Below are 13,063 nucleotides of genomic sequence, written 5' to 3'. Positions count from 1 at the left end.
GAGCCCCCCCCCCCCCCCCTCCAACTAGCTGTTGTCGCTACCGAATCTGACGATCCACCTTCCCGACCTTTTCCCTCCCTTCCGGATCGTTGGACAAGTCGGCCAGGTGCGGAGGGCCCTTCCGCACCGGACACTCTCATCTGCCTACTCGACGCCGAACGAATTAGACGCGATTGGGCGCAGTTTCCTCGACGAAGCGTGCCATCACATACAACTGAACGTGCCGCCTGGTCAGCGAAGTCGGGTTGATGTGCTTAACGCTCAGATTGCGAAGATAGTTGACGGCTTCCTTGATGTAGAAGGCGTAAGGAATGCCGGTCAGTTCCACAGCCTGACGTGCCTTCCACAGAGCACGGAAGCGGGAATCAGCACAAGTTTGCAAGCTGTACTCGGTCTGCAGCACTCCAAGCGCGCCTGCAGTCAGCCGCCCAAACTCCTCAGTTGCTTGGAAGTCCGTAAGGCTGGCGCTCTCAAGCGGTCGCAGACCTGCACACTCCTCGTCCTTCTCCAAGACATAGTCATCAATCAGCATTTCGGCAATTTCACGCTCCACCTCCTCGAGGCGAGCCGCGGACTCGCACCGGGCGCAGCACAGTTCAATTGCACGATACATGTCACTCATTTTGGAATCTCCTAGTAGCAGCGACTTGCTGCACGAGTAGCCTAGCGACTGCAATATGGGGGGATGTACGATACGGACCTCCCCCCATATTTCCCTGATGTATGAAGCCCACGACTAGAAAGTTCCCTGAGATCGAGCAACTGTTGGCGCTAGCAAGGCTTGTGCGGAGAAGAGTCGATGAGCAGCTGGATGAAATCGGGCTCGACGCCAATATGTACTTGGTGCTTAGCGACATTGATCGACTCTGCAAAAGGGGATCACACGCAATCAGAGCTAATGTGGCGAAGAGCTTGGGCATGTCACCGACCTCGATGACAGGCATCTATAGGCGCTTGGATGCCGCCGGTCTGATCGAAGAGTGGCAAGACGAACCTATCTTTTTTGACTCCACCCGACAGAAGTACGCAAGACTCTCTGACGATGGCAAGAAGCTTCTACGCCGCGCCAATGATGCCTGGGAGAAGATCAATGTCAGCTACCTGGGATATCTGAAGGACAGGCAGCTGAAAGACTTTTCATCGTCCATGGCAGTCATTCGCTCGGCACTGGAATCTAACGACGGTTTGGCGTAGCAGCCAGGCACGATGCACGCTCCGGCTGTATGGAGTGCCCCAGGCGTCAACCCCACTTCGGCAGCGAGGTAGCGCGACTTCCCCGACTCACCTAGGACTTCGCGACTTGGATGCGGATGATCCTGACCCTCTGCTCGATAGCAGCCTCAGCAATGCCAACCAATCGCGCCACAGCGCGCGTCGGACTGAGTAGCTACACCCCTGCATGCAGAGTCGACGGAGCGCCCCACATCGCGCGGCAGGGCGTGCCAGTACGCTTCTGACTACGGATAGCACCCCCAATCGAAGATGGCCCCATATCGCAGACATTGGCACATGCGAAAGGCCCGCTGACATCTCTGCCAACGGGCCCGATCAAGCTAGCGAGCAAGTTATCGAGGGCGAATGCCAAACCCAAGCAAGACAGCCCCAGCGACGGTCAGAGCTTGACCGACTGCAAGCGCATGCATGTTTGCGAAGTTGCCGTAACCGCTTGCTGATGGGTTGATCAGGAAGTAGAGCCCGACACCAAGGGCAATCAAGCCGAAGATCACACACGCAGCTGCGGAGCCACGCTCTTGCCCTGCAGTCACGCTGGCACGATTCGATTCAACAATTTCCTTGGGCAGGTCCGCATAGCACTTAGGACACTTGGGGGATGATCTGCCGGAGGGGATCGGAGCTTGGCACCCCGGGCATTGATAGACGTTGATTGCCGGACTGCTGGTCTGCATCTTCTCTCCTCCATGATTGGATGTACTTGGATTTCGGACTTCAGCCACCGGTTGCACTATCAAGCTGAGAGTCCCTGACCAGATTGCGCAGCGCAGCCCGCTGCTCCTCATCCAGACTGTATTCGGTGTCGCAGACCAGGACCTCGACCCTTTCGGCACTACCGAAGGCCGTTGCTTCCGCGAAGTTCATCTTCTTGCCGAAGGATAGGATCGCGTACTCGTGGCGATTGAAAGCAGGCATGTCGTTAGGAAGCGAAACAGCCTTCCCGTCCACGAGCATGTCAAACCCTGTACCGGCACAGCGAACGTCATAGGACATGTTGAAGGTCACGATTGCCGACACCGTAAAGGTGTCCGACTTCGTCACAGGGCGGTCTCCGTCCACCGCACTACTCAGGCTCAAAGAAACGCCCCTACTGGTCTTGGACAGCTGTGATAGCTCCACTTTGGCATCGTAAGAGGTTCGATCCTTGAAGCGGTCATATGACCGCTGCTGCTGGGCTACGACCTCCCCTGGGGCAACAGCCGTCAGCACCAACGACATGACGGCAGCAAGCGCAATCCGGTTCTTCATCCAAACGTCCCCGACTCAGCGCTGACGGGCCCGGCCACCCCTTGCGGCCGGTCACACCACGTGCAACGCTATATACCGCCATGGTAATGACTTCTACTGAATAGGTATATGGCCCATGCTCCTGCAGGTTCACACACCGTTACCTCCGCGTGCCCTCGCCACCAGTCATCACTGCTACGTTTTCCAAGCGCCTGTCCCAAGCTCGAGCACTGCGCGGGCTGTCCCAGCGCGCGCTGGGGGCGCTGGTGGATAAGGATCAGGACAAGAATCGGGGTGCCGTGCTGATCAACAGGTACGAGCGCGAGCGAAACCAAGCCGACATGACCAAGGCGGCGGAGCTCGCCAGCGCGCTGGACGTGCCGGTCGCCTACCTGTTCGCTGAAGATGATGACTTGGCTGCGGCAATCTTGGCTTTCGCCAAGCTGCCCTCTGCGGAACGCCAAAGGATGCGGGAAGAGCTTGAGCGTTTGGCTGGGCAACAACTGGGCTAAGCGCTTACGCCGCCAACTTGGCGACAGCTGCCGCCAAGGTATCAGGGGCCAGATGTGCATACCGCAAGGTCATGGTGATGTCTGCATGACCCAAGAGCTCGCGCACAGTGTTTAGGTCCACCCCTGCCCGCACCAGGCGCGATGCGAAGTGATGCCGCAGGTCATGGAACCGGAACTGTTCAATGCGGGCATCGGAAATGAGCTTGCCCCACCCTTTCTTGATATCGGTCACGTCGAAGACCTTGCCCGCACGTCGCTCGCCCGCTTGACCGGCCCAACGCTGCAGGACTTCCATGGCTTCGACGTTCAGAGGGATGTGACGCTGCCTGCCCGACTTGGCGTTCTCCGCCTGGATGGTGAGCATCTTTGCTTCCCAGTTGATGTCGGTCCATGTCATCGAGAGAAGCTCACCCCGTCTCATACCGGTGTTCATGGCTGTAAGAACCACGGGCGTTAGGTGATCGACGTACCCATCCATCGGCAAATCAGGCAGGACCGTTTGCCGGTACTTACGTCGAGCCGCATTCGCGTTCGCCCTGCCCTCAACCCCGGCTAGATCGCGCGCTGCAAGCGCGGCTCGGAGCATCGCTTCTTCGTCCGGGGACAGGAACCGAACCACCTTGCGGCTAGCTGCTGATCGCTGGCGCATGCCCATCAGGGGATTGGTCTCGATCAGCTTCCACTCAACGGCGCGAGACAATGCAGACCGCAGGCACGCGAAGTCGCGCGCTGCCGTAGCCTTGGTTACGGCATCCGGCCCAGCGATACGCCCACGCCACCACCGTTCCATCGTCGGAACGTCAATCTCAATGATCTGACGGCGCGCAGCCACGGGAACACTGATCGAATGCGATCCGGATACTGACGACCACCCTTGAGCTCGGCAACAGCCCAAGGTTCGAAATGATCGTTGAGCAGCGTTTCGAGAGTGCAACTGGTGGGCTTCGACTTCGCGAGTGAAGGCAAACCAGACTGAACGTATTCAGCTACCGCCTGCCGGGCTTGGTCTCGAGCTTGGTCGAGCGTCAGGTGCTCTACCGACCCTAATGTACGACGCTTGCCGTGCGCCCAGGTAACGATCCAAGCCTTGTGCCCTGAGGGCTGCACGCGAAGAATCAGACCGCGAACCTGAGCGTCCCTGAGCTCGTAGGGGCGATCCCGGGGTTCTGACGTGAGGACGATGCGTTTGGTGAGGGCGGATGACATTGCGCAGACTGTCCGTAAGTGGCGATAAGGCCAACTTAGGACAGGATGCGAGGCCGTGTTTGGATGAGGATCTTCCGCTTCTACACATCCTCTTCATCGTCAAAATCAATAGGATCTGGCGATCTATAGAGAACAGAACGCCCCACTCTTCCTTTGAACTTCAGCTTCTTCTCAAAATAGAACTTAAATGCATCGATAAGCGCATCCGGCGCCCTAGGATCCAGGAGTATTCGGTTAACCAAATCATGCGCATCAACGCGCACTTTAATACCATTTCCCCCACGACGGCCTTGTTTTACAGGATGATATATGGTCGCCCTCCACTCACTCTCATGCTGGAAAGCTTCTCTCTTCATGTAGAGCATTTCTACCGCGTGCTTGGCTTTGGAATCCTGACGCAGCCTTCCTGCCAAAGCTCTACATTCTTCGTCCAACTTGAACTGCGGAAGATACGCAACCGGCCCACCCCGCCATTTAAGGCCATCGTTCATAACTCCAGCCGTGACCTGCTCCTCCAACTTCGTCGGGAAAGTAGAAATCCTAACGCCCATACCATGTTGGGAGTAGATCCTCCACATCGCGTCCGAGGCCGCAAGCTGGCACCAGCACTGTGCAAAGACCCCTCCACCATTCAGTGGAATGCCTCTTTTCTCGTATGGGTCGTCCCACTCTGAGGGACTGGCAAAATACAGCTCGTTGGTGTTAAAAAGCTCAACAACACGCGCAAAGTCCATGATGCGGTAGATAGAACCAGAACTCTTTTTCTCTGACATATCGACTCATCTATGTCGAACGGAAATTGGTCAGCTCAATCTCGAACTTGACCAGTGATTGTGAACTAAAGTTACCTGATTGACCCAGAAGATGAGCCTGTCGATATCTCGCCTAGAACCATTAAACAGACTTATTTTTTCAGCAGCGGAGAAGAACCCCTCCCCAGGGTTGTTATCCCCACCCTTATGCACGACCAAGGCAGTCAGCATCGGTCTTCCTTGCGCATGCTCGAAGAGAACAATATCTCCAAGCCTTCTCGCAATCTCTTCACGGTCAGCGTCCAATGCCATGTCGAGGCCGATCAATGGAGCGACATCTCCGTATGTTGCGAGGGATCCATCGATTGCGAGCTTCACGAGCTTTTCGTACAAAACTTGATCGATGGCAGCATTACCCATAGTTCCACCCTATGTTTGGAATTCTCAAGTACATCTACATTTCCCAACTTCCATCAGCGAAGAACTGATCTACCGAGTTCGTGCCCCTGCAGCCACTCCATCAAAAATCCTGATGATATCCCCCGTCAGAGATGGGCATGACTAGCCTACGATGCGCCACTCATGCGTCACTGCAATAGCGATCAAGCCTGCCTGGTTTCCAACCGTTCTATAGACGAAGGGTCTCGCAGAGAAGACGATGACGAATGAGACATCATTGCTCATGCAAAACCCAACTAATGAACAGCGCCTGCGCTAGCCCGGTCCCGCCCAACCACTATCGATCCTGGCACACAGAAAAATCTACGCGAAGACATAAGTTTTCGACATGCTTCAATCGACCCAATCGACACAAACCTCACGAAGTGCATCGTCAGGCTGATCAGACTCACGTCACCTAGGCATGCGCTCCCCTACGACGGACAAGAACCGCTGCATCATCTCAATGTGGGTAGCGCCGCGACCTACTACCGTCAAGAAATTTTGAAGATCTAGATCAATCATCAACTTTCGGCGGGGATTGATGAGAACCGCCTGCTTCCAGACCTCGCCGCGCCCTTCAACATCAGCGATGAGTGACAGCATCCAATAGATCAAAACCTGTCGATAGTCGGCACCACTGAAGTTGCCTACGATACATTTTACCTCGACGATACAGTCACCAATCGCGTAGTCTCCGCAGGAACCTGAGATCCACTGGCAACCCATTACTAGAGGACGAACGATAACCGACTGTCCGCGTGATTTGCATGCATCGATCAGTGCAGCATGAAGAGAGTTACCAACTTCGCGTGCAATAGTCCAGTCGTGATCATCAATGAAGTCGACATATCTTGCGTCGTAAAACCTACTTTGCCTGTGCCAAGCTTCCACTAGGCAAGACTGAGGATTATCAGCTCCCTCATCACGCTCAAAGAGACGATCCACCCTGACGCAAGAGACCTCAAACAAGAGGGCTGCCCCTAGCTTGCACCGTCGAACTTCTTCGTCATCAACTGCATCCCCTTCTAAGGAGCAGCTCGTAGCATTGAGGTGAGCAACGAGACCAGGGGTTAGTCCGGGGAATACGATCTCGAACAGCCCAGGCACGTCGCGAGCGACGCTTCGCGGGTCAATCAGGTTAGGTCTGCTCACGCGCCCACCTTTCAAAGATAACGGAGAACGTTTCTGATTCACCCTGTTCAAATCCGAGCTGTCCTCCTCGAACAAGAGACGTGCGACGCTGCCTCCGGAAATCCACCCCCTCTCTCCCAAAAGCTTTTGAACAGATCCATGCCGCCCGCCGCACCTCGGCATGCATCCCACTCCATCGATTAGCTATTGTGTTCAAATCGCCGTGGGTGGCCCACCCGGATACACAGTCAATGCATCCCCGCTTGACGGTCACTGAGGCGGATTCCTCATAGAGACCCCAAACGAACGCAGCACGGACACGCGAGGGCGAGAAGCGCAGGGCTCGAAGGAAGTGAAGCTGACTTCCTTCATTGGTTAAGAGGTAGCGAGAGTGCGTCAAAACTCGGTCCAGACAGCAATCGATTTCTTCGTGAACGTGCTGATACCCATCCAAAGTCCGCAGATGAGCGACGCCTCTCATGATCGTTGACCATGAGCCACGAAATGACCTCAAGCTCGCCTCACTCAAAAGCGTCTTTACCAAGTCAAGGGCAACTTCAGGCGAGTGAAACTCTAAGGTCCGACCAACTTGAGCCACCAAAAAGTTATCCGGAACTGACTTTTCCAACTCCAAGCTAAGTAGCTTCTGCACATCGAGGGACTCAATGGTTGCACGTAGACTTTCGTAGTCCTCAAGAGGCGAATCAGAATACGGATCAAAGTGGAGGTCAATCTCCTTCAACAGCCCAACCTCGCCCTCGTCCGCTCCCAGCTGCGCACGAACGTAGTCAGAGAACGAAGATGCTCGTAGAATCGTGGTCTTCGTCCTGTTTAGCGAAAGTCCAAAATCAGAAAGCTGCTTGGATAAGTACGCAAGATGTTCATGAGCAACATGGAAATCAGGGGCAACTACCACATAGTCATCAACGTACCTAAACCAATTAACTTCTCTGCGGTCAAGGGCTTGGTCGATGGGCAGCATAAAGGACTCCGCGACTATCCTCGAGAATTGACCTCCGACGGGTAGAGCGAATGAGCGTCCTGCAGAGAAGCGCGACAACAGTGCGTTCACTTGAACGGAACACTGTTCATCGACCATGCTACCAAGCATGTTCTCGATATGATGGTGAGATATTCGTTCATAGAAGCTGGAAATATCTGTCTGGATCACTACAGCGTCGTCGCCGGCCTGCTCTGCTGCTTCGACTGAAGCAAGCCTGAAAGCCCGCCACGAATAACTCCGATCGAAAATGTCAATCGCATCATCGTCATCTACAAATCGATACGAATGTGCACGACCGGAACGAAGAGGCGCGGACACCCGTGCAATGCTTACTCCAAGGCCATTGAGGAAAATGTTCCAAAATGGATGGATCTTTGTTACTACCCTAAAGCCGGCGGAACCCGTAGGTACGAGCAACCGCTCGGAGAACGGTTCGTAACCTTTCAGTTCCTCCTTGACCTCCGCGGGGGTTTTTGTCAAGCACCTTTCATAGAGTGCATTTGCAACGTACGCAAGCGACTCGGCGCATGCCTTGACGAACCTAGAATCGCCATCGAACGGCAATGTGTCGTTGTCTCCATGCGCGCCCACTTCGCGCGCGGCCCTCAGGAAGTCTCTGTACTCCATTACCGTCACACTCCAAGTCACGAGGGTACGTATCGACGAAGGTCGGGCTTGGGATCAGATCTTCGCCGACTATGGTCCAACTTTGAGCCATCTGATGCGTTCTTACCACACTGAACTGACCGACGCTCGAAGAAGCCGCTCAGCGTGGTAAGCGGCATTGAAGCCAACAGTGCGACTTTGCACAGTTGTTCCAAGATGGATGCGAATTGTCCGCAACTGTCGCCTGTTTAAGCCACCTAACCTTGGGAGTGGAAGAAACACCTTTCCCATCAATAGGTTCCAACACCCACACAAACAAAAAGCCCCGACCAAGGCCGGGGCTTTCTGCTGTATCTGGTGCCGGAAATAGGAATCGAACCTACGACCTACGCATTACGAATGCGCCGCTCTACCAACTGAGCTATTCCGGCTGAGCAGGCAATTCTACGGGGGAGTGGCCGGAATGGTCAATTGGCCGCGCCAGCACATCCGCAGTACAGGCCCGCAATCCCCGTCCCACAGTCCACCATCGCCCGTCCCACAAGCGGTGCACCAAGGGCTGCCCCCAACAGGACCGGACGTTGACGCCTCCGCCCCTAAAGTGGCCCCACCACCCCCTGGAGGCCGCCGATGCGCTCCCGCCCCCGCTTCACCGGCCTGCTGCTGGTCTGCCTGCTCTGCGCTGGCCCCGGTCCAAGCACCGCCGCCGCCGAGGCGGCCCCGCAGCCACCAATGCCGCCAGACCAGCAGTGGCAACCGCTGTTCCAGCAGGTCCAGAGCGCACACCTGTTCAAGGACCAGAAAACCTTCGCCGACGCCGTGCCCAGGCAGGAAGCAAGCACTGTGCTGGCGCAGTGGCAAGAGATGAGAGGTCAGCCGGACCACCTGCCCGCGTTCGTCGCCGAGCACTTCACCGTGCCCGGGGAGGCAACCGCTTACGTGCCACCCACCGGCGAAACCCTGCGCGCCCACATCGAAGGCCTGTGGCCGGTGCTCACGCGCACCACCGAGACGGTCGACCCGCGCGGCTCGCTGCTACCGCTGCCCAAGCCCTACGTGGTCCCGGGTGGACGCTTCCGCGAGGTGTATTACTGGGACAGCTATTTCACGATGCTCGGGCTGGCCTCGAGCGGACGCTGGCAGCAGGTACGCGACATGGTGGACAACTTCGCCTGGCAGCTGGATCAGTACGGGCATATCCCCAATGGCAACCGCAGCTATTACCTGAGCCGCTCGCAGCCGCCGTTCTTCAGCATGATGGTGGATCTGCTGGCAACCCACGAGGGTGACGACGCGTATCGCCGTTACCTGCCGCAATTACGCATCGAGCACGCCTCCTGGATGCGCGGTGCGCAAGGCCTGCCACCCGGCACCGCCAGCGAGCGCGTGGTACGGCTGGCCGATGGCCAGGTACTCAACCGTTACTGGGATGCGCGCGCGGTGCCACGCACCGAGTCGTGGACCGATGACCTGGCCACCGCCGCGAAGGCGCCGCAGCGCGCGCCGTCGCAGGTGTATCGCGACCTGCGCGCGGGTGCGGAGTCGGGTTGGGATTTCAGTTCGCGCTGGCTGGCCGAACCGGGCGTGCTGGCCAGCATCCACACCACGGCGATCGTGCCGGTGGATCTGAACAGCCTGCTGTTCCACCTGGAAACCACCCTCGCCCGCGCCAGCAAGGCCGCCGGTGACGGCGCTGCCGCACGCGACTTCAAGCAGCAGGCGAAGGCACGCCAGCGCGCCATCAACACGCTGCTCTGGAATGCCGAACACGGCTGGTACGCCGATCGCGATCTGGACACCGGCGCGACCCGCCCCGCGCTCACCGCCGCCGCGCTGTTCCCGCTGTGGCTACACGTCGCTACGCCTGCGCAGGCCCGGCAGACCGCCAAGGCAGCCAACACGCAGCTGCTACGCCAAGGCGGCCTACTGACCACCACGCTGGACACCGGCCAGCAATGGGACGCGCCCAATGGCTGGGCGCCGCTGCAGTGGGTCGCGGTGGATGGGTTGCAGCGCTACAAGCAGGACGCGGTCGCGCGCCGCATCGGGGTCCGCTTCCTGCACACGGTGCAGGCGGTGTACGACCGCGAAAACAAACTGGTGGAGAAATACGTGGTCGACGGTTCGGCCGGCGGCGGTGGTGGCGGCGAATACCCGTTGCAGGATGGCTTCGGCTGGAGCAATGGCGTCACCGCAGCGTTGCTGGATCGGCTGTGCCCGCCACGAAAGCGCTGCGAGAACGCGCAGGATGTGGGTGACGAGGACTGATCGCCCCTTCAATCCAACGTTGGCATCAAACCGAAGCGCTTCGACCGCCACCTGCCACCGACCGGGCGATGCCATATTGCGCGGCGTAATACGTACCGAGCACCAGCAGACTGGCCATCGGCAATCCATCCGCAAAGCGGTCCCACGCCAGCAGCGAATCGCTGGCGACAAACAGCAGTGCACCACCGGCAGCCCAGCCTGCACTGCGACGCGGCACGCCGGGCAACGCTGGCCTCGCCCACACGCGCGCCAACGCCAGCATCGCCATCAACGCGAGCACCACCACGTAGGCCAGCACCGGCACGCGCATGTCGGCGGGAAGATGCGGCCACAGCGCGGTGACGTTGGTGGCGGCGAACGCTCCCAACAGCACAACGGCCATCCACAATCCACGCCCGGCCCTGAAGCCGGCGCGGAACGCGATGATGTAGCAGACATGTGCGAGCAGGAACGCGACCAGCCCCGGGACAAAGGCGTCCACCGGCAGCATCAAGGCGATGTCGCCGACGCAGGAGAGCCCCATGCCGGCCAGCACCGCGCGACGGTAGCCTGGGCCCAGTGAGAGGGCTGAGGTTGCCGGCCAGCGGCCGGCACTACCGGGGTGCCATGCGATGGACGCGATGAGCAGGGTGGTCAGCGGCTTTGCCAGCCAGTGCAGCCAGCGTCCGTCGCCCTGCAGCCCTGCGCCGAGGATGGCGGCGGCCGCCAGCACTACGATGAGTAGCTCGCGGCCGCGGACGGTCATCGGGCTTTCCAGAGCTCGGCCAGACGATCCGGCTTGCCGGGGATGCGCTCAAGCGACGGATACAGCAGGCCACCGTGGTAATCCAGCGTCACCGTGTCGATGCGGTCGAAGCTGCGCACCAGCAGGGTGATGGGGGCCGTGTCGGTCTTGGCAGCGGTCACCGCTTCCTTCAGCGCTTCACCCTTGAACACGCGTCCGTTGACCGCCAGCACGGTCATGCCCGGGGTAAGGCCGGCGTTGAATGCGGGGCTGTCCCACAGCACGTCGGTGACTGCACCGCTGTTGGCCACGCTCAGGCCCAGCGAATAGACCAGGTTGGTGCCGTTGGCGCGGGTCTCCTGCGCCTTGAAGGCATCGCTGGGGGCATCGGTGTAGACCAGTTTCCAACCGGCCGCGTCCAGCCCGCCGATCAGCGGCATGTGGCCATCCAGGCGCTCGCGCAGGAAGGTCGCCCAATCAAACGGCGCGATGCCGTTCAAGGTGTGCACCACGTCGTCGAAGGTGTACGGATTGACGTTCCAGTCGCCATCGTTCATGCCGAAGAACGCCTTGGCGAAATCGTCCAGGCTGCGCTTGTTGCCGGTCAGCCTGCGCAGTTTGCCGTCCACGTCCAGCCACACCATCTGCCCGCCGGAGTAGTAGTCCTCGCTCAACTGGTAGTTGCGGAATCCCAGCGCGCGGCGCTGGGCGATGGTGGGATCGTTGGTGGTGTCCTGCAGGCTGCGCCACGCCAGACCGGGACGACCGCGATCGTAGGTCGCCGCGACATTGGCCAGGGTTTCGCGGGTCTGCTGCACGCTCCACAACCCCGAGCGCGCAGCCAGCACCTGGCCCCAGAACTGGGTCTGGCCTTCGTACAGCCACAGCAGGCTGTCGCCCATGGGCACGTTGAAGTTGGGCGTGGCCAGATCCGCACCGCGACGGTATTTGCCATTCCAGGAATGGTTGAACTCGTGCGGCAGCAAATCGCGGCCCAGCCAGGTCTTGTCCCAGTCGGTGAAGTAGCCGGTCTCGGCGCTGTTCTCGCTGGAGCGCTGGTGCTCCAGCCCGATGCCGCCGAGCTTGCCGGTCAGTGCCAGCAGGAACTCATAGCGGTCGAAGTGACGTGCGCCGTAAAGCTTGTACATCTGCTGCACCAGCGCACGGTGTGCCTGCACCTGTTCGGGCTTGGCGACCAGGGACTTGGCATCATCGGCAAACACGTTGAGATGCACCGGCACCTTGGCGCCGGGATCCAGGTCGAATTGCTGGTAATAGCGGCCGGCGAACAGCGGCGAATCCACCAGGTGGTCGTAGCGGATCGGCTTGAACACCACCGTGTCGCCGTCGCGGCGCTCGGTCTCCAGCGCGGTGGCATACGACCAGCCCTTGGGCAGGGTCACACTGGCCTGCGCCTGCAGGTTGCGGGTGATCACGCCGGCCGGGTACAGCGAGTTGGCGTTCCACTGCAGATTGAGCATCTCCGGGGTCATCACCACCCGCCCCTGGGTACCGCCCTGTGACGACAGGAACTTGAACGCGGCCACCACCTCGCTGGCACCTTCGGGTACGTCCACCTGGAAGGCGTACACATCGTACGGGTCGCGTTTCCAGGCCAGCGGTTTGCCATTGGCGGTGACCACCAGCCCGGCCAGCTTGTCGATGGGGCCGCTGGGCGAATGGCTGCCCGGCAGCCACTGCGGATACAGCAGGGTGAGCGGACCGGGCTTGGCCGGAATGGTCGCCTTGACCTTGAAGATGCGCCGGCCGATGTCGCGCGCGTCCACATCGATGCGCAACACGCCCGGCCAGGCCACATCCTGTGGGGGCGACGTCTGCGCCTGTACGCCACTGGCCGACAACGCCAACAGCACGGACAGGACGGTGGCACGCATCTTCATCGGCAACGCTCCAGCGGCGAAACATCCGATCCTAGACCTCGCTATCGCCCTGCCCCATG

Annotated in this window: 14 protein-coding genes and 1 tRNA gene; 3 read left to right on the top strand and 12 right to left on the bottom strand. The window is 59.2% G+C overall.

The window, feature by feature from the left end; translation table 11 throughout:
• Nucleotides 1–163: 163 nt before the first annotated feature.
• On the bottom strand, nucleotides 164–622 hold the full coding sequence (locus tag NR101_RS14990; protein WP_256777104.1) for a hypothetical protein: 459 nt from the start codon (nucleotides 620–622) through the stop codon (nucleotides 164–166).
• 101 nt (nucleotides 623–723) lie between these two features.
• On the opposite strand from NR101_RS14990, the gene NR101_RS14985 reads away from it, so the two are divergent.
• Nucleotides 724–1,194 carry a MarR family winged helix-turn-helix transcriptional regulator gene (locus NR101_RS14985; RefSeq protein WP_256777105.1) on the top strand — a complete coding sequence of 157 codons (471 nt, stop codon included), beginning with the start codon at nucleotides 724–726 and terminating at the stop codon, nucleotides 1,192–1,194.
• Nucleotides 1,195–1,565: 371 nt separating this feature from the next.
• On the opposite strand, the gene NR101_RS14980 is transcribed toward NR101_RS14985, so the two are convergent.
• Together NR101_RS14980 and NR101_RS14975 are read right to left on the bottom strand one after the other, a co-directional pair.
• Nucleotides 1,566–1,907: a hypothetical protein gene (locus tag NR101_RS14980; protein WP_256777106.1), complete on the bottom strand. Its 342-nt coding sequence runs from the start codon at nucleotides 1,905–1,907 to the stop codon at nucleotides 1,566–1,568.
• Nucleotides 1,908–1,947: 40 nt separating this feature from the next.
• On the bottom strand, nucleotides 1,948–2,481 hold the full coding sequence (locus tag NR101_RS14975) for a hypothetical protein (protein WP_256777107.1): 534 nt from the start codon (nucleotides 2,479–2,481) through the stop codon (nucleotides 1,948–1,950).
• 245 nt (nucleotides 2,482–2,726) lie between these two features.
• On the opposite strand from NR101_RS14975, the gene NR101_RS14970 reads away from it, so the two are divergent.
• Nucleotides 2,727–2,972: an XRE family transcriptional regulator gene (locus tag NR101_RS14970; protein WP_256777108.1), complete on the top strand. Its 246-nt coding sequence runs from the start codon at nucleotides 2,727–2,729 to the stop codon at nucleotides 2,970–2,972.
• Between the two features lie 4 nt (nucleotides 2,973–2,976).
• Here the strand turns inward: NR101_RS14970 and NR101_RS14965 are convergent, their stop codons facing one another.
• From NR101_RS14965 to NR101_RS14935, 7 genes are all read right to left on the bottom strand, one after another.
• The gene (locus NR101_RS14965) at nucleotides 2,977–3,672 is read right to left on the bottom strand and encodes a site-specific integrase (RefSeq protein WP_256777109.1); all 696 of its coding nucleotides are present in this window, start codon (nucleotides 3,670–3,672) and stop codon (nucleotides 2,977–2,979) included.
• Nucleotides 3,673–3,716: 44 nt separating this feature from the next.
• A complete protein-coding gene (locus NR101_RS14960; RefSeq protein WP_256777110.1) occupies nucleotides 3,717–4,178 on the bottom strand; it encodes an Arm DNA-binding domain-containing protein in 462 nt (153 codons plus the stop codon).
• An 80-nt stretch (nucleotides 4,179–4,258) separates the two neighbouring features.
• Entirely contained in the window at nucleotides 4,259–4,951 is a 693-nt protein-coding gene (locus NR101_RS14955; RefSeq protein WP_256777111.1) for a DUF2971 domain-containing protein, read from the bottom strand.
• A 30-nt stretch (nucleotides 4,952–4,981) separates the two neighbouring features.
• Nucleotides 4,982–5,350: a hypothetical protein gene (locus NR101_RS14950; RefSeq protein WP_256777112.1), complete on the bottom strand. Its 369-nt coding sequence runs from the start codon at nucleotides 5,348–5,350 to the stop codon at nucleotides 4,982–4,984.
• Between the two features lie 432 nt (nucleotides 5,351–5,782).
• On the bottom strand, nucleotides 5,783–6,523 hold the full coding sequence (locus NR101_RS14945) for a hypothetical protein (RefSeq protein ID WP_256777113.1): 741 nt from the start codon (nucleotides 6,521–6,523) through the stop codon (nucleotides 5,783–5,785).
• Nucleotides 6,510–8,132, bottom strand: a complete 1,623-nt coding sequence (locus NR101_RS14940) for an RNA-directed DNA polymerase (protein WP_256777114.1) — start codon at nucleotides 8,130–8,132, stop codon at nucleotides 6,510–6,512. The genes NR101_RS14945 and NR101_RS14940 overlap by 14 nt, the downstream gene beginning before the upstream one ends.
• Before the next feature lie 334 nt (nucleotides 8,133–8,466).
• Nucleotides 8,467–8,542: transfer RNA gene (locus NR101_RS14935), tRNA-Thr, on the bottom strand.
• A 199-nt stretch (nucleotides 8,543–8,741) separates the two neighbouring features.
• Between NR101_RS14935 and treA the strand changes: the two genes are divergently transcribed.
• Nucleotides 8,742–10,379 (top strand): alpha,alpha-trehalase TreA, encoded by a 1,638-nt coding sequence (gene treA, locus NR101_RS14930; RefSeq protein ID WP_256777115.1) that lies wholly within the window; start codon nucleotides 8,742–8,744, stop codon nucleotides 10,377–10,379.
• Between the two features lie 25 nt (nucleotides 10,380–10,404).
• Here the strand turns inward: treA and NR101_RS14925 are convergent, their stop codons facing one another.
• Entirely contained in the window at nucleotides 10,405–11,124 is a 720-nt protein-coding gene (locus NR101_RS14925) for a lysoplasmalogenase (RefSeq protein WP_256777116.1), read from the bottom strand.
• Complete coding sequence (locus NR101_RS14920; RefSeq protein WP_256777118.1) at nucleotides 11,121–13,004, bottom strand: peptidase M61; 1,884 nt, start codon at nucleotides 13,002–13,004, stop codon at nucleotides 11,121–11,123. Before NR101_RS14920 ends, NR101_RS14925 begins: the two co-directional genes overlap by 4 nt.
• Between the last annotated feature and the right edge of the window lie 59 nt (nucleotides 13,005–13,063).

This window comes from Stenotrophomonas sp. Ste86, from assembly GCF_024519465.1.
GTDB lineage: Bacteria > Pseudomonadota > Gammaproteobacteria > Xanthomonadales > Xanthomonadaceae > Stenotrophomonas.
This window is presented reverse-complemented; position numbering and strand designations above follow the sequence as displayed.